At 59.2% G+C, this 20025-nt stretch carries 17 protein-coding genes; 4 read left to right on the forward strand and 13 right to left on the reverse strand.

Annotated elements, in window-relative coordinates:
* Nucleotides 1-212: 212 nt before the first annotated feature.
* The 3 genes from AC0L3L_RS06935 to AC0L3L_RS06945 all read right to left on the reverse strand — a co-directional run bounded on the left by AC0L3L_RS06935 (nucleotide 213) and on the right by AC0L3L_RS06945 (nucleotide 3195).
* Complete coding sequence (locus AC0L3L_RS06935; RefSeq protein ID WP_473637036.1) at nucleotides 213-995, reverse strand: ATP-binding cassette domain-containing protein; 783 nt, start codon at nucleotides 993-995, stop codon at nucleotides 213-215.
* Nucleotides 996-997: 2 nt separating this feature from the next.
* On the reverse strand, nucleotides 998-2062 hold the full coding sequence (locus tag AC0L3L_RS06940) for an ABC transporter permease (protein ID WP_473637037.1): 1065 nt from the start codon (nucleotides 2060-2062) through the stop codon (nucleotides 998-1000).
* A gap of 155 nt (nucleotides 2063-2217) precedes the next feature.
* Nucleotides 2218-3195: a substrate-binding domain-containing protein gene (locus tag AC0L3L_RS06945; RefSeq protein WP_473485129.1), complete on the reverse strand. Its 978-nt coding sequence runs from the start codon at nucleotides 3193-3195 to the stop codon at nucleotides 2218-2220.
* A gap of 271 nt (nucleotides 3196-3466) precedes the next feature.
* Here AC0L3L_RS06945 and AC0L3L_RS06950 point away from each other — a divergent pair, with 271 nt between their 5' ends.
* The 4 genes from AC0L3L_RS06950 to AC0L3L_RS06965 all read left to right on the forward strand — a co-directional run bounded on the left by AC0L3L_RS06950 (nucleotide 3467) and on the right by AC0L3L_RS06965 (nucleotide 7457).
* A complete protein-coding gene (locus AC0L3L_RS06950) occupies nucleotides 3467-4693 on the forward strand; it encodes an ROK family transcriptional regulator (protein ID WP_473637038.1) in 1227 nt (408 codons plus the stop codon).
* A complete protein-coding gene (locus tag AC0L3L_RS06955; protein WP_473484673.1) occupies nucleotides 4694-5140 on the forward strand; it encodes an RbsD/FucU family protein in 447 nt (148 codons plus the stop codon).
* Complete coding sequence (locus AC0L3L_RS06960; protein WP_473637039.1) at nucleotides 5137-6060, forward strand: carbohydrate kinase family protein; 924 nt, start codon at nucleotides 5137-5139, stop codon at nucleotides 6058-6060. The genes AC0L3L_RS06955 and AC0L3L_RS06960 overlap by 4 nt, the downstream gene beginning before the upstream one ends.
* A gap of 254 nt (nucleotides 6061-6314) precedes the next feature.
* On the forward strand, nucleotides 6315-7457 hold the full coding sequence (locus AC0L3L_RS06965; protein ID WP_473637040.1) for a DegT/DnrJ/EryC1/StrS family aminotransferase: 1143 nt from the start codon (nucleotides 6315-6317) through the stop codon (nucleotides 7455-7457).
* A gap of 160 nt (nucleotides 7458-7617) precedes the next feature.
* Here AC0L3L_RS06965 and cysQ read toward each other — a convergent pair whose 3' ends face one another.
* The 10 genes from cysQ to AC0L3L_RS07015 all read right to left on the reverse strand — a co-directional run bounded on the left by cysQ (nucleotide 7618) and on the right by AC0L3L_RS07015 (nucleotide 19908).
* A complete protein-coding gene (cysQ, locus tag AC0L3L_RS06970) occupies nucleotides 7618-8403 on the reverse strand; it encodes a 3'(2'),5'-bisphosphate nucleotidase CysQ (RefSeq protein WP_473637153.1) in 786 nt (261 codons plus the stop codon).
* A 10-nt stretch (nucleotides 8404-8413) separates the two neighbouring features.
* The gene (cysN, locus tag AC0L3L_RS06975) at nucleotides 8414-10351 is read right to left on the reverse strand and encodes a sulfate adenylyltransferase subunit CysN (RefSeq protein WP_473637041.1); all 1938 of its coding nucleotides are present in this window, start codon (nucleotides 10349-10351) and stop codon (nucleotides 8414-8416) included.
* Nucleotides 10352-10353: 2 nt separating this feature from the next.
* Nucleotides 10354-11259: a sulfate adenylyltransferase subunit CysD gene (gene cysD, locus AC0L3L_RS06980; protein ID WP_473637042.1), complete on the reverse strand. Its 906-nt coding sequence runs from the start codon at nucleotides 11257-11259 to the stop codon at nucleotides 10354-10356.
* 406 nt (nucleotides 11260-11665) lie between these two features.
* A complete protein-coding gene (locus AC0L3L_RS06985) occupies nucleotides 11666-12985 on the reverse strand; it encodes an O-antigen ligase family protein (protein WP_473637043.1) in 1320 nt (439 codons plus the stop codon).
* The gene (locus AC0L3L_RS06990; RefSeq protein ID WP_473637154.1) at nucleotides 12982-14175 is read right to left on the reverse strand and encodes a tetratricopeptide repeat protein; all 1194 of its coding nucleotides are present in this window, start codon (nucleotides 14173-14175) and stop codon (nucleotides 12982-12984) included. Before AC0L3L_RS06990 ends, AC0L3L_RS06985 begins: the two co-directional genes overlap by 4 nt.
* Nucleotides 14129-16504 (reverse strand): GumC family protein, encoded by a 2376-nt coding sequence (locus AC0L3L_RS06995; protein WP_473637044.1) that lies wholly within the window; start codon nucleotides 16502-16504, stop codon nucleotides 14129-14131. Before AC0L3L_RS06995 ends, AC0L3L_RS06990 begins: the two co-directional genes overlap by 47 nt.
* Before the next feature lie 53 nt (nucleotides 16505-16557).
* A complete protein-coding gene (locus tag AC0L3L_RS07000) occupies nucleotides 16558-17346 on the reverse strand; it encodes a polysaccharide biosynthesis/export family protein (protein WP_473637045.1) in 789 nt (262 codons plus the stop codon).
* A complete protein-coding gene (locus AC0L3L_RS07005; protein WP_473637046.1) occupies nucleotides 17346-18155 on the reverse strand; it encodes a tyrosine-protein phosphatase in 810 nt (269 codons plus the stop codon). Before AC0L3L_RS07005 ends, AC0L3L_RS07000 begins: the two co-directional genes overlap by 1 nt.
* A 390-nt stretch (nucleotides 18156-18545) precedes the next feature.
* Nucleotides 18546-19202, reverse strand: coding sequence for a hypothetical protein (locus tag AC0L3L_RS07010; protein WP_473637047.1), 657 nt, complete (start codon nucleotides 19200-19202; stop codon nucleotides 18546-18548).
* A gap of 232 nt (nucleotides 19203-19434) precedes the next feature.
* On the reverse strand, nucleotides 19435-19908 hold the full coding sequence (locus tag AC0L3L_RS07015) for a hypothetical protein (protein ID WP_473637048.1): 474 nt from the start codon (nucleotides 19906-19908) through the stop codon (nucleotides 19435-19437).
* Nucleotides 19909-20025: the final 117 nt, after the last annotated feature.

Raw genomic sequence — 20025 nt, forward strand, 5'->3', positions numbered from 1 at the left:
AAGCTTACCCAACGGCAATCAGAAACTTAAGCGCATCGCGTTTGGGCGGCCCCTGCGACGCGCCTTCAGTTCTCACTTATGTGCATGTCGTCATCCCAAAATCGCTGCGCGCCCTCGGTTCACGCCCGAGCGCATGCTTTTGGGCGACATGCAATTCTTGTTTGATGCATGTCGTCATCCCAAAACCGCTGCGCACTTTCGGGCGACATGCATCAGGCCGCCAGTGCCGCCTCCGGCGGAAGCTTCGCCCCGGTCATGAAGGCGACGGCGTCGGACATCGTATATTGCTTGGGATCGATGACACAGAGGCGACGGCCCAGCCGATGGATGTGAATGCGATCGGCCACCTCGAAGACATGCGGCATGTTGTGGGAGATCAGCACGATCGGCAGGCCGCGCTTCTTCACGTCAAGGATCAGTTCGAGCACGCGACGGCTCTCCTTGACGCCTAACGCCGCCGTCGGCTCATCCATGATGACCATCTTCGAGCCGAAGGCGGCGGCGCGCGCCACCGCCACGCCCTGGCGTTGGCCGCCCGACAGCGTTTCCACTGCCTGGCTGATGTTCTGGATGGTCATCAGGCCAAGTTCGGTGAGCTTGTCGCGGGCGCGCTTTTCCATTGCCGGGCGGTCGAGCATGCGCAGCCAATCGCCCAGAAAACCCGATTTGCGGATCTCGCGACCGAGGAACATATTGTCGGCGATCGACAGCGCCGGCGACAGCGCCAGGTTCTGGTAGACGGTTTCGATGCCGGCTTCGCGGGCCTCGATGGGCGACTTGAAGAGCACCTGCTTGCCGTCCAACTCGATGATCCCCTCGTCCGGGACAACCGCGCCCGAGATCGCCTTGATCAGCGTCGACTTGCCTGCACCATTGTCGCCGATCACGGCCAGGATTTCTCCCGGGTAGAGATCGAAGTCGCAGCTGTTCAGTGCGGTAACGCGGCCGTAGCGCTTGACGAGGCCGCGCGCGGTGAGGATGGGCTCCTGGGTCATGGTTACACCGAAACCTTTCTGATCCACTGGTCGATCGCCACGGCGCCGATGATCAGCACACCGGTGAGCAGCACTTTCCATTGCGGATCGGCGCCCAGCATGTTGAGGCCCATCGAAACGACGCCGACGATCATCGCGCCGAACAGCGTGCCCAGAATCGAGCCGCGCCCGCCGAAGAGGGAAATGCCGCCGATCACCGTCGCGGTGATCGCCTGCAAATTGTAGTCGGTGACGGCGGCGGATGGCGAGATCGAGCCGTTGCGGCCGATGGAGACCCAGGCAGCGAAAGCGGCGATCAGCCCGGCAAGGGTGTAGACCGAGATCAGCACCTTCTTGGTCTGGATGCCCGACAGCTTGGCCGCCTCCGGGTCGTCGCCGACGGCGTAGACATGGCGCCCCCAGGCCGTGTGATTGAGCACGTACCACAGGATCAGCACCAGCACGACCATGGCAATGACGCCGAACGTCAGCACCGCGGTGCCGACCTTGAAGTTCAGGCCGAACAGATGCAGCAGCGGCGCCTGGACGTCGACGTCGGCATCGCGGATCGTCTCATTGGCCGAATAGATGAAGTTGGTGGCCATGACGATGTTCCAGGTGCCGAGCGTGACGATGAACGGCGGCAGCTTCATGTAGGCGACCAGCAGGCCATTGAGCAGCCCGCAGGCCGCGCCGGCGGCAAGCCCGATCACCACGGCAAGCAAGGTCGGCAGGCCATAGGTGACCGCGCAATTGCCCATGATCACGGCCGAAATCACCATGATGACGCCGATTGACAAGTCGATGCCGGCTGTAAGTATGACCAGCGTCTGCGCGGCGCCGAGAATACCGACGATGGCGATCTGCTGCAGGATCAGCGTCAGCGTGTAGGACGAAAAGAACCGTCCTCCGATCGTGACGCCGAAGACAGCGATCGACAGAACCAGCACGATCAGCGGCACCGCAGCCGGAGTGGAATGCAGGAAATGCTGGATGCGCTTGACGATCGACGTGCCGTGCTCGTCAAAAGCAGCAACGCTTGCGTCGCTGTTCGAGAGAGCTTTCTCGTATTCCTGAACCTGAGCCATGTTTTCTCCCGTGGGGCTTCAGCCACGCGCCGACGCCCGTCCACTGTTTCCGATCTGCCGCCGGAATTGTTCGCGCTTGCGATTACCGCATCGTCCACCCGAAACGGCCGGGGATCAAGCCCGGCCGATCGGTTCTGTTGCCTGTCAGACCGGCATCAGCCCCAGCACTTGGCGAGGCCTTCCTTGGTGTCGATGGACTTCACGCCTTCTGCGGGCTTGTCGGTCACGAGGTTGACGCCGGTGTCGAAGAAATCCTTGCCTTCGGTCGGCTTGGGCTTCGTCCCGTCCTTGGCGAAAGCGGCGATCGCTTCGATGCCGAGTGCCGCCATCTGCAGCGGATATTGCTGTGAGGTCGCACCGATCACGCCCTCGGCGACCGACTTCACGCCGGGGCAGCCGCCGTCGACCGACACGATCAGCACGTTGCCTTCGAGACCCACGGCCTTGAGCGCCTGGTAGGCGCCGACAGCTGCCGGCTCGTTGATGGTGTGGATGACGTTGATGCCGGGGTCCTTCTGGAGAAGGTTCTCCATCGCCTTGCGGCCGCCTTCCTCGTTGCCGTTGGTGACGTCGTGGCCGACGATGCGCGGATCGTCCTCATCGCCGATCTTGTTGGGGTCCTTCACGTCGATGCCGTAGCCCATCATGAAGCCCTGGTCGCGCAGCACGTCGACCGTCGGCTGCGAGGGCGTCAGGTCGAGGAAGCCGATCCTGGCATCCTTCGCCTTGTCGCCGAGCGTCGCGGCGGCCCACGCGCCAATCAGCTTGCCGGCCTCCAGATTGTCGGTCGCAAAGGTCGCGTCGGCGGCGTCGAGCGGGTCAAGCGGCGTGTCGAGCGCGATCACGAGCAGACCGGCGTCACGTGCTTTCTTCACCGCCGGGACGATGCCCTTGGTGTCCGACGCGGTGATCAGGATGCCCTTGGCGCCGTCGGCGATGCAGCTTTCGATCGCCGCCACCTGGCTCTCGCTGTCGCCGTCGATCTTGCCGGCGTAGGCTTTGAGCTCGACGCCGAGTTCTTTGGCCTTGGCGGACGCGCCTTCCTTCATCTTGACGAAGAACGGGTTGGTGTCGGTCTTGGTGATCAGGCAAGCTCCGACATCGGCGGCGGACGCAGCCGAGGTGAACGCCATCAGGCCCAGTCCGGCCGCGGCAAACACGGTGGATTTTAGTAGTGTTGTTTTGGTCACGATTTCCTCCCAGTGGAACCATTTCGGATGCCGGCCACCCGGCGTCCGCATAAGCATCCAGACGACTTTTCCCAGCGTGGACGCCTGCCCCAACAGAATACCAGACCGAGGCTCCTGTCAATAATTAAATCACTCTTATTTATTATTGACAGCGCTGCATCGTTCACTCATTCTGGCTCAAAAGGATTGAGGGGAAAAGACGAGAGGAACAGGGGTGGAGACCGGCATTACAAGGCACGGTTCGCCCGAGGCAGCCGAGAGCCGCATTCACCGCGGCACCAACCAGAGCGGCATGCGGGATCACAATGAGCGGCTGGTGCTGTCGCTGGTGCGTCAGCACGGCAGCCTGGCCAAGTCCGACATTGCGCGCATGACCGGGCTTTCGGCCCAAACGGTTTCGGTCATCATGCGTGAGCTCGAGCAGGACAACCTCCTTGTCCGCCAGGCGCCGCTGCGCGGCAAGATCGGCCAGCCTTCCATTCCGATGGCGCTCAATCCCGATGGCGCCTTTTTCATCGGCCTGAAGATCGGCCGTCGCAGCGCCGAACTCGTGCTGATCGACTTTCTCGGCAATGTGCGCTCGATGCTGCAGCATTCCTACCGCTATCCGGCACCGCGCGAGACGGTCGAATTCGTCACCTCCGGCATGAAGACAATGCGCGGCGAACTCACCCCGGCTCAGGACAAGCGCATTGCCGGACTTGGCATCGCCATGCCGTTCGAATTGTGGAACTGGGCCGATACGGCAGGTGCGCCGCGCGACGTCATGGACGAATGGCGCCACCGCGACATCCGCGCCGACATCCAGGCGCAGTGCGAATTCCCGGTCTACCTGCAGAATGACGCCACCTCGGCTTGCGGCGCCGAGCTGGTGTTCGGCAAGGCGGGTGCGGCGCGCGACTTCGTCTATTTCTATATCGGCGCCTTCGCCGGCGGCGGCATCGTGCTGAACGGTCACCTTTTCGGCGGACCGACCGGCAATGCCGGCGCGCTGGGTTCGATGCCGGTGCCCGGACCGGACGGCAAGCCGACCCAATTGATCGACGTGGCGTCGATCGCCATGCTGGAAAAGGCGCTCAACGCGCGCGGCGTCGAAGCCTCACATCTGTGGACGTCACCGGAGGATTGGGGCGAGATCGGCGTCGAGCTCGACGACTGGATCGCCTGCGCCTCGCAGGCGCTCGCCTATGCTATCGTGGCGGCGTCCTCGGTTATCGATTTCGAGGCAGCGGTGATCGACGGATGGATGCCGAAGGCTGTGCGGCGCCGGCTCGTCGATGCCGTTATCGAAGCCATCGGCAAGATCGACGGTGAAGGCCTGAAGCTTCCGGACGTTCGCGAGGGGACTGTCGGCATTCATGCACGTGCCTTGGGCGGGGCCAGCCTGCCGCTTTCCGAGCGCTTCCTCATCGGCTCGACCACGATTTCCAGGAGTGCCTGAATGCTGATCGGAATCCCGGCCCTGCTCGGCCCGGAGCTGCTGGCGATGCTGCGTGCCATGGGCCATGGCGACGAGATCGCCCTTGTTGACGGAAACTACCCGGCGAAGGAACAGGCACACCGGCTCATCCGCGCCGACGGTCATCATCTTGTTCCGATGCTCGACGCTGTCCTCAGCCTATTGCCTGTCGATGACGCAGTACCGGAGGCGCTGTTTCGCGCCTCGGTCAAAGGCGATCCCATGCTTGCCGATCCCGTTCATCACGAGATGGAGGCGATCTGCGCCACGCGTGCTCCGGGCCGCAAGGTGGTTGCGCTTGCCGGCGCCGACTTCTATTTACGGGTTAGATCCGCGCACGCGATCGTCGCGACAAGCGAGCCGCGGCTTTACGCCAACATCATCATCCGCAAGGGTGTGATCTATCCGCCGGAGAACAGGAAATCATGATCCTCTGTTGCGGCGAAGCCCTGATCGACATGCTGCCACGCACCACGACGGAGGGCGAGCCGGCCTTTGCCCCCTATGTCGGCGGCGCGGTCTTCAACACGGCAATAGCGCTTGGCCGGCTGGGAGCACCCGCCGGTTTCTTTTCTGGCCTGTCGACGGATCTGTTCGGCAGCCAGTTCGAGGACGCGCTGAGGGCAAGCCAGGTCAGTTCCACCTATGCGCATACATCGCCCCGGCCGACCACGCTCGCCTTCGTGCGGCTGGACAACGGCCACGCGACCTACACGTTCTACGATGAAAACACAGCCGGACGCATGCTGACCATCGACGATCTGCCGGAACTCGGCAGCGAGATCGAAGCCATGCTGTTCGGCGCCATCAGCCTGATCTCGGAGCCGGCCGGATCGGCCTACGAGGAATTCATGCGGCGCGAACATGAGCGCCGCGTCATGATGCTCGACCCCAACATTCGGCCGAATTTCATACCGGACAAGGCCAAGCATCTCAGGCGCATCCGCTCGATGATGGCGATGGCCGACATCGTGAAGCTGTCGGATGAGGACCTAAACTGGTTCGGCGAAGCCGGCTCGCACGAAGACGTCGTCCGCAACTGGCTGGATCGCGGTCCGACGCTGATCGTCGTTACCCATGGCAGCGAAGGCGCCGTCGGCTATATGAGGGATCACAAGGTCACCGTCGTGCCGGACAAGGTCGAGGTGGTCGATACGGTCGGCGCCGGCGACACGTTCAACGCCGGCATCCTGGCCTCGCTGCACGAGCAAGGCCTGCTGTCGAAGGAGGCGATCGCCAATCTGCCGGATGACGCCATCCACAAGGCGCTGGCGCTTGGCGCCAAGGCTGCGGCGGTGACCGTGTCGCGGGCCGGCGCCAATCCGCCCTGGCGGCATGAAATCGCCTGATTGGACGGCGATGCGCTGAAGACGCGCTGGAAATCGATCACTTTATGTTTCGCCGAGCCGAGCGCGTGCGACACAAGGGCCGTCTCGTGCGCGACAAAGCCCCGGATTTCCGGCGTCTGACGCGGACCTGTCGGAATCAGAGGTAACAGGCTGCGACATTTGAGCAATTCGTGGTTTTGTTCGTGCAGCTTTCTCGGCTGGCGCAACTCTGCTACCAGCGGCCATTCTCTGACTAATACCGTTTTGAGGCCGACATGCAGTTCATCGATCTAGGCGCGCAGCGCGAGCGAATCCGCGACAGGCTGAAAGCAGCCATCGACCGCGTCGTCGACGAGGGACGTTATATTCTCGGCCCCCAGGTCACCGAATTCGAAAACAAGCTCGCCGCCTATGTCGGCACCAAGCATGTCGTAGCCTGCGCCAACGGCACCGACGCACTGCTGCTGCCGCTGTTTGCGGCCGGCATCGGTCCAGGTGACGCGGTGTTCGTGCCGAGCTTCACCTTCGCCGCCACGGCGGAAGTGGTGGCGCTGGCCAAGGCCGAGCCGGTTTTCGTCGATGTCGATCCCCAGACCTACAACATCGACATCGCCAGCCTCGAAGCGGCCATTGCCATGATCAAGGCGGAAGGCCGGCTGAAGCCAAGGGCGATCATTCCCGTCGACCTGTTCGGGCTCGCCGCCGATTACGAGGCGATCATGGCCATCGCCAACCGCGAAGGGCTGATGGTGATCGAAGATGCCGCGCAGGCGATCGGCGGCTCGATCGACGGCAAGATGTTAGGTTCGTTCGGCGCGGTCGGCTCGACCAGCTTCTACCCGGCAAAGCCGCTCGGCTGCTATGGTGATGGCGGCGCGATGTTCACCAATGACGATGCGCTGGCCGAACAGCTCCGCTCGTTCGCCTTCCACGGCAAGGGCGAAACCCAATATGACAATGTTCGCGTCGGCATCAATTCGCGACTCGACACGCTGCAGGCGGCGATTCTGATCGAGAAGCTGGCCATCCTCGAAGACGAGATGGTTGCCCGGCAAGCGGTCGCCAATCGGTATGCCGAAGGCCTCGGCGATATCGTCAACGCGGCGCGCAACCTGGACGGCAGCCGTTCGGCCTGGGCGCAATATGCCATCGAGACGCCGAAGCGCGACGCGCTGAAGGCACATCTTGGCGAAAAAGGCATCCCGTCGGTGATCTATTACGTGAAGCCGCTGCACAGCCAGATCGCCTACCGCGACTATCCGCGCACGCCGACAGGCCTGGCCGTTTCGGAGGGGCTGCCGAAGCGTATTCTGTGCCTGCCCATGCACCCCTATCTGAGCGAGGCCGACCAGGACCGGATCATTGAGACGATCCGCAACTATATCGGCTCGAATTCGGCGCAAATCGCCGCGGCGTAAGCGCGTAATCTCCCCCCTTGAGGGGGAGATGGCCGGCAGGCCAGAGGGGGTCGCCACGCGTGAAGCGCCGACTTTCCCTCTTTCGTTTCCATATGCGTCGCACCTGCTGAGGCGACCCCCTCTGTCGCCTTCGGCGACATCTCCCCCTCAAGGGGGGAGATTACTGGCCCGCGCTCTTCCCGCTGGCGACGAAATGCGGATTGGCGAAGTCCACGTCATCGCTCTGGTTGCGCTTGCCGTAGGCCAGCGGCTCACCGTCCAGCGTGCGCGTTATCCCGCCTGCAGCGCGCAGCACCGCGTCACCCGCCGCGGTGTCCCATTCCATGGTGCGGCCGAAGCGCGGATAGACGTCGGCCTCGGCGCCGGCGACAAGACAGAATTTCAGCGACGAGCCGACCGAGACGATCTCGGCAGCGCCCACCGTGCGAATATAGGCTTCGGTCTCCGGCGTATTGTGGGACCGGCTGGCGACGACGGTCAGTGGCGCCACACCCGCCCTCACCGAAATCGGCCGACGGCCGATGATCTGGTAGTCGCCATTGACATCGATTGCTTCCGCGCTGCCCGGCCGGCCGGAAAAGAAGCGTCCGGTGCATGGCGCGAAGACCACACCGATCTCCGGCACGCCGTGGCGAACGAGCGCGATGTTGACGGTGAAGTCGGTCCTGCGATTGACGAATTCCTTGGTGCCGTCGAGTGGATCCACCAGGAAGAAGGCGTCGTCGAGATCGGGCGGCACGATGCCGGCCGATGCCTCTTCCTCAGCCACGCAAGGGATATCGGGGAACGCCGCGCGCAGCCCGTCGAGAATGATCTTTTCGCTCTCGCGATCGGCCTCGGTCACCGGCGAGGCGTCTGATTTCTGGTCGACCGCGCAGCCGGCATCGAAGACGCGCATCACCTCTCGCCCCGCCGCCAAGGCAAGGCGCTCGAACAGGCCGAGCATCGCTTCGTCGTCAGATGCCGCCGCCGCTATCATATTGGTTTTCGGCAATGTCGCGCTCGTTCAGCCAGAGTTCCAGGGCCTCTACCATCTCCTCGGCAGACTTGCCGAGTGTCTTGAGATGGATTTCGGGGTTTTCCGGGGCTTCATACGGTGAATCGACGCCGGTGAAATTTTTGATTTCGCCATTCAACGCCCGCGCATAGAGGCCCTTCGGATCGCGTCTGGCGCATTCCTCAAAGGGTGTGTCGACAAACACCTCGACGAACTCACCGTTGGTCATCAATTCCCTGGCCATGCGCCGCTCGGCGCTGAATGGCGAAATGAAGGAAACGATGACGATCAGCCCGGCATCGGCCATCAGGCGCGCCACTTCCGCAACGCGACGAATGTTTTCGACACGGTCGGCGTCGGTGAAGCCAAGATCGCGGTTGAGGCCATGGCGGACATTATCGCCATCCAGGATGTAGGTATGCCGGCCGGTGGCGAACAGCTTCTTCTCGAAAAGGTTGGCGATGGTCGACTTGCCCGAGCCCGAGAGCCCGGTGAACCAGAACACGGCAGGTCGCTGGTTCTTCAGATCGGCGCGGCCGTGCTTGCCGACATCGAGCGATTGCCAGTGGATGTTTTCGGCGCGGCGCAGCGAATGCAGGATCATGCCGGCGCCGACCGTGGCGTTGGTGATGCGGTCAATCAGGATGAAGGCGCCGGTCGTGCGGTTCTCGGCGAACGTATCGAAGGCGATCGGCGCCCGCGTCGAGATGTTGCAAATGCCGACCTCGTTCATTTCGAGCGACTTGGCCGCCTCATGAGCAAAGTCGTTGACGTTGACGCGGTATTTCAGGTCGGTGACGGTTGCGCTGGTCTGGTCGGTCTCGGTCCGCAGGATATAGGAGCGGCCCGGCAGCAGCGCGTGCTCGTCGAACCAGACGATGTTGGCGGCGAACTGATCGGCGACCTGCGGCCGCGCCGACGGTGACACCAACATATTGCCGCGCGAGACCTCTACCTCGTCGTCGAGGACAAGAGTGATGGCCTGGCCGGCCACCGCCTGGCTCAGATCGCCGCCATGCGAGACGATGCGCCTGACATGAGAAGACTTGCCGGATTTGGCGACAACGACTTCGTCGCCTGGTGAGACGGAGCCGGACGCGATCGTGCCGGCAAAACCGCGAAAATCGAGATTGGGGCGGTTCACATACTGCACCGGAAAACGGAACGGCAGTTCGACAACGGCTTCATCGACCGACACGGCTTCCAGATGTTCGATCAGCGTCGGCCCGGAATACCATTCCGTCTTGTCCGAGCGGCTGGTGACGTTGTCGCCGTAACGGGCAGACATCGGGATGGGCACGATCGTCTCGAAGCCGAGCTTGTGCGAGAACTGCCTGAAATCCTCGATGATCCGTTCGAACACGGCCTTGTCGAAGCCGACGAGATCGATCTTGTTGACGGCCAGGACGATATGCCGGATTCCCAACAGCGAGGCGATGATCGAATGGCGCCTGGTCTGGCGCAGCACGCCCTGCCGGGCGTCGATCAGCACGATGGCCAGATCAGCGGACGACGCGCCCGTTGCCATGTTGCGCGTGTATTGTTCGTGGCCGGGCGTGTCGGCAACGATGAATTTGCGTTTCGGCGTGGCGAAAAAGCGATAGGCGACATCGATGGTGATGCCCTGCTCGCGCTCGGCCTCGAGGCCATCGACCAGCAGCGCGAAATCAACGTCGTCGCCCGTCGTCCCGTGCTTGCGCGAATCACGCTCGAGCGCGGCAAGCTGGTCCTCGAAAATCTGCTTGGTATCCGAAAGCAGGCGCCCGATCAGCGTCGACTTGCCGTCGTCCACCGAACCGCAGGTCAGGAAGCGCAGCAGCGACTTTTGTTCCTGCACCGCCAGATAGTCACGAATGCCATCGGTGGGCGCGAGGCTCTCGGCCGTGATGTGGCGCATGCTCAGAAATACCCCTCGCGCTTCTTCTTTTCCATCGAGCCGGCTTCATCACGGTCGATCAGGCGGCCCTGCCGTTCGGAGGTGCGCGCCGTCAGCATTTCGCCGACAATGGCCTCCAGCGTATCGGCGTCGGATTCGATCGCGCCGGTCAGCGGATAGCAGCCGAGCGTGCGAAAGCGCACCAGCCGGTTCTCCACCGTCTCGCCGGGACGCAGTTCCATACGGTCGTCATCCTTGAGAATGAGCATGCCGTCGCGTTCGACGACCGGTCGCTCCTTGGCGAAATAGAGCGGCACGATCGGGATGTCTTCCTGGAGAATATACTGCCAGATATCGAGTTCGGTCCAGTTCGATAACGGAAACACCCGGATCGACTCACCGGTCGCGATGCGGGTGTTGAATATCTTCCACATCTCCGGCCGCTGGTTCTTCGGATCCCAGACGTGCTGGGCGTTGCGGAAGGAGAAGATCCGCTCCTTGGCGCGCGATTTCTCCTCGTCGCGCCGCGCCCCGCCGAAGGCTGCATCGAAGCCGTATTTGTCGAGCGCCTGCCGCAGCGCCACGGTCTTCATCACATGCGTATGGGTGTTCGAGCCATGGTCGAAGGGATTGATGTTGTCGCGCACACCATCGGCGTTGACATGGACCAGCAGATCGAAGCCGAGTTTTTGCGCCATCTGATCGCGAAAAGCGATCATCTCGCGAAATTTCCAGGTCGTGTCGACGTGGAGAAAGGGAAAGGGCGGCTTGGCCGGATAAAACGCCTTCATCGCAAGATGCATCAGCACGGAGGAATCCTTGCCGACCGAATAGAGCATGACCGGCTTGGCGAAGGCCGCCGCTACCTCGCGAAAGATATGGATGGATTCAGCCTCAAGCCGCTGAAGGTGCGTAAGCGCGATGTTCATGGACTGTAAGCGTTCTCTCGTGCCAATCCAGACCTTGCATCGATGCATCAGGCGCAATTTTCAGCGGGCCGGTTCAAGCTTCACTTCTGGACAATGTGTCTTCGTGCGGGCCTTCTAGCAGATCGCTATCGTTTATAACAATGCAAGACAGGCCTGCCCTGGAGTGGTTCGGGAATGAATTTTCCACGTAAGAACCAGAAACCGGAAATTCCTGCTCAACGGGCTGATGGGCTTGGCGGCCCAAGAAAAATATTCCCGAAGGGCCGAGATCAGCCTGTGCGGCGCTGGTACAATCGCAATCCTCTTCTGGACGCAGTCCTGATGATCTTCCTGGTTTCCGAGACATATCCTGGGGGCAGAACGCTACCTACCGCTGATGGAAGAGCGGAGCCGTCGCCGAAAGGCGCTACGACGAAGCTCCGATCGGAACAAACAACTTGCCACCGTTGTGGTCGATCTCGATCAATTCGTTCTTCTGGGCCGAACGGCCTGCAAGTCCTTTGTGGAAGATAATGGCGTTCATAAAGGCGAACGTCATTGCAAGCGCCTCGGTTCGCAATGGATAATCGACGAGTGAATGGATGAGAAGAAACGACACCGAGAGAAACGCCGCCTTTTGAAGGGGATCGCGGCGAACTTTAGTAAGCGCCATGAAAAGCATTGCGAAATAAAGCGTCATTAACAGAACAGCAAGAGCTCCGCCTTCGAAAGCTATTTCAAGATATTCATTGTGAGCATGATTTACATATTGCTTGAAAATCATCTCTTCCTTTTCATATATCTGGTAGGCCTTTTGAAAATTTCCAAACCCAACGCCGGTTGCCCAATTCTCTTTGATCCCCTCAATGGTGGTGCGCGCAAACTCTCCTCGCCCGAAAGCTGGATCAATCGCCTCGGCATCGATCTTCGTCCATGCGCCTATCGTATAGGCTGAAAGTCCTATGAAAACTGCAAGGATGCTGAACCCACTCATCCTGGAACGCGCTGAAAGAAAGACTATGGACAGTACGGTGATCGCCAACCCGATCAGAACGCCGGCACGCGAACCGGCGGCCAAAAGGAGCAGTAAAAGCGTGGCCAGCCCGAGCGATCCGGACAAAAGATGTCCTCGGAACAGACCGTAATAAACGACGAAGGGGATAGAAACAAAAAGCAATGCCGCAAAATGATTCTGGTTGGCAAAAAGCCCGGCATTGATCGTGAAAGGCAACAATCCCTCTATGGCGATGTCATCCGAGAGCGAATATTGAATCGCGCCTGCCAAGCCGTTGCAGATAACACCCATAAAAAAGAACGGCAGAAGCGCACGGACCTGCTCGACACGCAAACGCAATACGCTCAAAAAAAACGCCGCCGACGCCACCAGATACAACAGAGATTCGATCGTCCGTCCAACGCCGACACTGACGAACCGAAATCGGGTTTCTCCAACCAGCCCGGAATCTGCGAGCAACGGCTCCGGTCGCAATCCGCTGAATATAGCCGCAGGCAGCGGAACGATTTGCAAAATCACCAGCGCCACAGCGAACATAAGCAGCCACAGAACAGAATGGGGGACTCTTTGGCCAGAGGTCTGTGAAAAGACCGAGGCCGCCGCCACAATTGCCGCGACCTCAATCAGCGTGTCCGTGTAAAGGCCGCTTGCAGTGCCACCGCCGATCAGCAGCGATATAAACAGAACCGATCCGAGGAGATATTTATCCCATTCCGATGGCCGGTCGCTCAAGATGAAAGTCTCTCGATGCTCAATTTGTGCATTACCACCGTGCCGACATATCGAAAGCGCCAGCTCTCGGCAATGGCGGCAGTTTCCAGCTTCAATAATTGCATGGGGCACCCAGCCGGTCCAACCGAAAAATCATGACTGAGCGCCTGACGACTATATGTACCCTCCGGAATATTGAACCGCGCTATTTCGCCAGCGGGCCCCACGCACCTGATCGACCAGAACAACTCTTTAGGAAGCTTCAGGTTTCTCGCAGACGCAGCCAGAGAAATCTTGTAGGAGCCTGGAGGCAGTTGGATATACTGCTGAAGAGCAGTGTTCTTGACGGGCGTATTCAGGAAACGGACCGTCGCTCCCCCCTCACCTTCGACCGCATCTCGGGATGTTGCAAACGTAACTTCCAGGCCCGACTGACCCCCGACCTGCCAATCAAAAGGCTTGCCGCTGGATACAGGCTCAAATGTGCTGTTGAAAATATATCCGCCCAATTTCCGTTCTTGATCGGACAGACTGAAAAGAAACAACCGATACGCTTGCTCATATTCTTTCTGACGAATATAGCCGTGGATCACAGAGGACAATTCGCTCGAGTTCGGTGGCGCACCTGACCCGGTCAAATCGAGCAGCAGCCGATTTGCGAAATCGAGCCCGTCCGGGGTTTGGCCCAGCGCGACCAACAGATTGCCCCTCCAGGGCGCCGCGGCCCTGATGGCTGCCAGCACAGCCTGGTATCCATCGGGGTTCGAGAGGATTGTCGGGAGCCCCTCGGCGATTTCAGGAAATTGATCTGGCCATCGCCGCAGCAAAATGTCGATCTCGCCGACGGCCTTTGACAGATCGCCCGTTTCGATCGAGCGGCCTATCGACCTCTGGAGCGCGTGGATCTCGGTCTTGGATAATTTTCGAGCTTGATCGAAAAATTCGTAGGCTTGGTCTTTTGCACCTTGTCGGTACTTTATCTCGCCGATCAGGCTGTAGAGACGTGCGTCCGCAAGATCAAAGCGAAGCGCGCTTTCGGCCCTGGCAAGCAATGCGTCGAGATCTGGGGCGTTGCTTGTATCGTTCAGGTCGTCGGTAATCTCACCTATCAAGGCATTGACGTTCAGCGGATCCAGCGCGATGGAAACGGTTGGCGTTTCGGTTTCAAGAAATCGACTTAGCCCGATCGACGAAGCCGCCAACGCTAGCACGGATGCGACGAACCAAACGCCTGAACGCCGGAGATTTTGTATAAGCGGGCTGGTCTGCTCCGTCATCGACTTTGCCCTCAATTTTCGGGGTGCCGTAGTCGTAATACTGGTAGTTCATATATTTGTAGGCGTAGTTATAGTCGAACTTGTTCACTGCAAACTTCGACATCGCGGCTCCGACCACATTCGCGCCGGCAGCTCGCAGGCGCTTCAACGCCGTCTTCGCCGACTTGCGTGTCACCTGATTGGTAGAGATGACCATCAATGTTCCCTCGGCAAGCCGGCTGAGAATGGGGGCATCTGAAAGGCCGACGATCGGCGGGGCATCGATTATGACTAGATCGAAGCGCTTGCCGAGATTGGTAACGATCAGCGCCATCTTCGGCGACGAGAGCAAATCAGCAGGGTTGGGCGGGATCGTTCCAGAGGTCAGGACGGTCACATTAGGATATTTCGTCGCCCTGAAAATGCTTGCCAGATCCTCTTTGCGGACGGTGTTCGTCAGGAGATTGCTCAGTCCGATAGTGTTGTCGAGACCAAACAGCCGATGAAGGTTCGGCTTTCGAAGATCGCCATCAACAATCAGAACCCTTGCACCGAGTGCTGCAAAATCCTGCCCGAGCTTGAACGACGTGGTCGACTTGCCTTCCGACGGTTCCGAACTCGTGACCAACAGCGATCGCGGCGCACCTTCGGCGCCGGAGAACTGCAACGAGGTTCGAAGCGAACGGTAGGCTTCGGACAATCCTGATTTCTGGTCGGTGATACTGGCTATGAGTTCCCGATCATCGACTAGCGGCAAGATGCCGAGCATCGCCAATCCCAACTCCTTCTCGATCTGCTCAGGATTGGTAAAGGTGTTGTTCAACAACTCGATGATGTAAATAATTGATGCACTCAGAGCCAAGAAAAGAGCCAAAGCGACCGCAAGATTGATGCTCAGGCGCGGAGAATAAGGATTATTAGGCTGTGTCGCGAAATCGACGATTGCCGCACTTTGTGTCTTGAGTTCAGAGCTGACGCCGACCTCGTTCAGCTTGGCAATAAGATTATCATACTGAGACCTATTCGAATCAACCTCGCGCTTCAGGATCGTGTATTTGATGTTTTTATCGTTGAAGATGACCTGCTGCTTCTCCATCTCGGCAAGTTTTGACTTGAGGTCGGCCTCCTTGTTCTGAGCCTCCTGGTATTTCTGCCGCAACGAATCGGTTATAGTCAAAACGCCATTGTTATAAAGCCGTTGCAGCTCCTTGATCTGCGCCTGAAGTTGCTGCATTTCTGGAAAGCCAGGCTTCAATATGCCCAGCTTCTGCTGATACTGGCTGGTCAAATCCGCCAGTTTATCGGTGATCTTCTGCAGGCCTTCGCTTTCCAAGACCGGGCCAAGACTCGCCCCGCGACCTTTGTCTATCTGGTCCACCATTCGTCCGGCATCGAGACGTTCCTGGATTGCTGTCGCGAGCGCGGTGTTCAGGGCCTCGATATTCGACCCAATCAGCGATTTGTCGTCGCCGGTTATCGTAATGCCAACATCCTTTGCATAAGCGACCAGATCCTCTTCGGATTTCTGGAGCTTCTGCTTTACCTGCAGAACCTGTTCCTGGATGAACTGCCGTGCCAGGTCTGAGGTTTCGCTGGTCTGATCGAGGCGTTGATCGATAAAGCTTTGTGCGACCTGATTGGCTATGTCACTTGCATATTTCGGGTTCTGGTCGGCAAACGCAATCGACAGCAGGCTTGTATTGGGGACCAAATCGACTGTGAGGTCACCTCGAACGCGACCGATTGCAATCTTCTCACGTTCCTCCGGGGTTGTCTCTTCAATGGCAGGCGATTTGGAAATTCCGAAGGCACGATAGAAAATATTGCTAAGCGAGAAGTTCGGGGTCGGAAACAGGAAATCCGGCTTTTCGCTAAGCCCTAATTGGAACACCACGCGTTGCGCTAAAGCCCGGCTTTTCAGCTTTTCCCGGGCGGTTAGAAAGGTCCGATACTCGTCGCCGGCTTCCGAGACCACCTCAATGTCCTGGAAGACCTTGGCCGAAGGAACCAGCACTTCCAATTGCGCTGTTGCCCGATATTTTGGCGTCTGCATCATGGTAACGACGATGCCGGCGACAAGTCCGCCCGCGACCATCATGACGATCAGCCACCGATACTGGACAGCGTAAAAAAACAGCCTGAGTGGATTGAAGCCCTCGTCCTGCTCCGCGTAATCGCGACCATACGCGCTATAGTTTTGCGCACCGTCATAATAAAGGTCGGGGGACAAGGCTTGGCCATGCCCTGGGCCTGCGATTTGATGCTGCCTGTTACGATCGAGCATGGTGCGTGGCAACCTTAGGTTTGTCTCTGTGCGTAATTCTGGCCGGCCGTGATTTACAATCCGGGGACCACGGCAAGTCTCGCCGCACTCGAGGCGACACCGAGGGCGTCCTTGAGATTGTTCAGCGCAATTTTCGATTTCGAAGCAAAGACGACAATCTTGTCGCCACCATAGATACGTGGGTTGCGGCTCTTGCCAGCACGAATCTGCTCCACATCGTAATTTGCGACCAATGTGTTTGGGCCGATATTGCGGTAAACAAACACCTTTTTTGCGTCGCCAACGGCATTGAACCCTCCAGCAAGGGCGATCGCATCGATGAGAGAAGAATTGCTCGACACCGGAAAAATACCGGCCCTGGTGACTTCGCCGTCGACGGTGACGCGCTGTCCGATCGATTCCTTGACGTAGACCGACACATCGGGCGACTGCAGATAGTTGGCGCCGTAGGCCGTTTCGATTTCCTGCTCAAGCTGACGGACGGTCTTTCCTGCCGCGGTGACGGTCCCGATAAGTGGAAGCGAAATTTGCCCGCCCGCGTCCACTTGAACGGTTCTGTTCAGATTGCCGACCTGGAACACATTCACATCGAGCACATCGTTCGGCGACAAAGGCTGCTCGTTGCCGTTCTGGGTGTTCTGCGGCGAAGGCAGGTCCTTTACGACCTGCAGGGCACCGCCGCCCGAGAGCGGCGCCGACGATGACGTCAGTTGCAGCGCATCGACCGAAGTCGGCGAAGACGATGTCGTTGACGAGGTGCTCGTGCAGGCGGAGATTGAGAGCGAAGCGAGCAAGACACACATCGCGCCCGTATGGCTTTTTGCGAAATGAAAAACGCCCATTACGCAGTCCCACCCTTCAACAAGCGACCCAATCCTGCAAAGCGACCGACGTTGCCGGGGCTTGGCTTTTTCGAGCGTGCCTTTCCGACCGGCTCGAGAGTCCGGTTCGCCAATATTTCGCCTGGACGTTTCAACACCATGTTGCGGGCCTCGTCTTCCCCACATCGCTTCGCCGCCGCGGCGACGGCCTGCGTAAGCCCAGGTCGCCGGCGGGTGGCGCCATGGGTGTCCGATGCGATGATATCCACCCTACCCTCGTCAATCAGCTTTTCCGAATAGTAAAGTGCCGTACGTCCAAAAGCACCAACAATCGAGTCTGCCGTAAGCTGAACAAGGCAGCCGATTGCATTCAACCTCTCGACAACATCGTAATTCGTCTTGATCCAGGTCAGCCGCTCAGGATGGGTAAGAATCGGAATGAACCCGGCGTTTATGAGGCGCAGAGCAAGATCTTCCAGTCTTGGCGGTAGAACGTGATGCGGCGGTTCGAATAGAAAATAACGCGACCTGTTCAAGGTCGGCACGCTACCCAGCGCCAATTGCTCCGGAAGATCCGGCGCTATATGCACGTCGGCGCCAACGTAAAGAGCAAGCGGTATTGCGGCGCGGCTCAGCGCCTGCTCCAACCCTTGAACCGCGCGGGCAATATTTGCCGATCGGTTTTCGTACATGCCTGGCACGATATGCGGCGTACACGCCATATGGGTCGTTCCATCTGCCACCGCCAGCCGCGCCATTTCCAGCGATTCAGCAAGGCTGGACGAGCCGTCGTCAAGGCCGGGCAAGATATGGGAATGCAGGTCGATCATTGGCGTTTGTGGCCACATTGAAGCAACGTAGCAACTTCTCCCGGATAACAGGTAAATGCGCCATCCGCACGACAGCGAATGACGCATCCATCAAGTCCATGCAGTGCGGTAGAACTCAAGCTATTCGCTGACAGCGCTATCGTCATCTTGCAAGCTAATGATCAGCGTTGCCGCGCCACCTGTCACAGTGCCACCTGGTCGAGTCGGACGAGACGAATCGCCCAAGACGAAGCGCATTCAGCTTCAACTCAAATAATAGAGCGGTATGGTTGACGAATTCCATCAATATCCCGACTCCAGCCGGCGCGCCAAGGCCAAGGCACAGAGGCGCCGGCAATACAATACGTCAGAGGCAGTCACATGCCTCTGCCGGTATTGTCTTAACTGCGCTTAACGGCTGACAGCGCCGTCGTCGCCGTCATCCTGCGTTGCAGCAAGGACACCAGCGCCAAGACCCATGCCCCCAAAAATAAAGAGCGGGGTGTTGGACCGGGCGCCGCTCGGGGCAATCTGCCCCGTATGCTCAGGGCTCACACCAACGGCCGCCGTCTGCTCGGAGCCCACGACCTTCAGGCAGATATTGTTCTCGACACGGGAAATGTCGAGGCTTGAATTCGCCGGCACATCCAGGTTGCAGCCACCGATATTGACGGAAGCCGATCCCCTGGCCCCGACCACTACGCGGCTGCCGAAATCCAGGGCACTTCCCGCTTTGGCCGGGCCATAGCCGGCAGCTTGCGAAACCATTACGTCGCCGGTGGCGCGCCCTATGGAACCAATCGAATTCGCTGCTGCCTGATAGGCTGTCGTACATGTGCATGGCGCGTCCTGGGCGAAAGACGAAACCGGACCGAAGCAGATCGAGGCGACAAATCCGGCTAACGCACTTTTAACTATAACGTTCATTCGTTTCGATCCTTTTTGTCCCGCCGCACCTCGGCCCCGCCCAAGTACCAAGGTATTGACCAAGCGCGTAACAGCTTTTTGCTTTGATTCCAACCTGTTTGGCATTTGCGAGAATACTTTTTGGCTTCCGCTGTGTTTCATTGGACACACTCAACTGGCAGATTTTTGATTTAGCATTTTCGCTGCCGGCCCTTCTGGAAATTGACGGAAAGTCAGGTCTATTTCGTGGCCTTTGATGGCCGCCATCGCGCCGAACTTCGTAAAGGGATTATGGTCGACTCTGTTTGACGTTATCGCACATCCTTGCCTTTCGTTTCATGACAGTCGCGATTCGTGGGAATGACGGACGCGAGGGCAGTTAGGAAGCCGTGAGCTACGAACCCGATAAGCAAGATTTGTAGGTCGAACCAGCCTGCGCGGGCTGTCCGCACAAGATGCCATTCTCGGCAAGTTTCGCGGCCAAATCCGTGCCATCGGACGTGAGGCATTGCACAACGATGGCATCACCAAACTTTGAGGCGACATTGCCGTCGCAGGGCGTCCCCTTGCCGACCGGCTTGCAGGTCAGGGCGAGCCCTTGGTAGTCCCGGCGCGCCGCCTCCGTTACCATGGCACGCATGGATTGCGGCTTAGTAAACGCCACGCCGCACAACACAATCTTGCGGCCGGCGACGCGAAGATCATCGACTGCCTGGATGGAAAGCTTGCCGTCAAACGGCTCAAGTGCCGCTTGCGGCTTTGCGGGTTGCGGTCGAACAGGCGTCCCTTTTTCCACGATGATGGCAAAGAAGCCAACCGCAAACGCTAAGGCAACGAGTCCCAGCAAGCCTATTTTCTTGAGCGACAATATCCTACTCCCGCCATGGCCAAGCACGCATCTCTATCGCCAACGGAAACGCCCGCGCAACCACACCATTTGTTTGGTCGCATCGACAGCGGCTGATGGGGCCCCGACATTGGGTCA

Source organism: Mesorhizobium sp. WSM4849, from assembly GCF_055811385.1.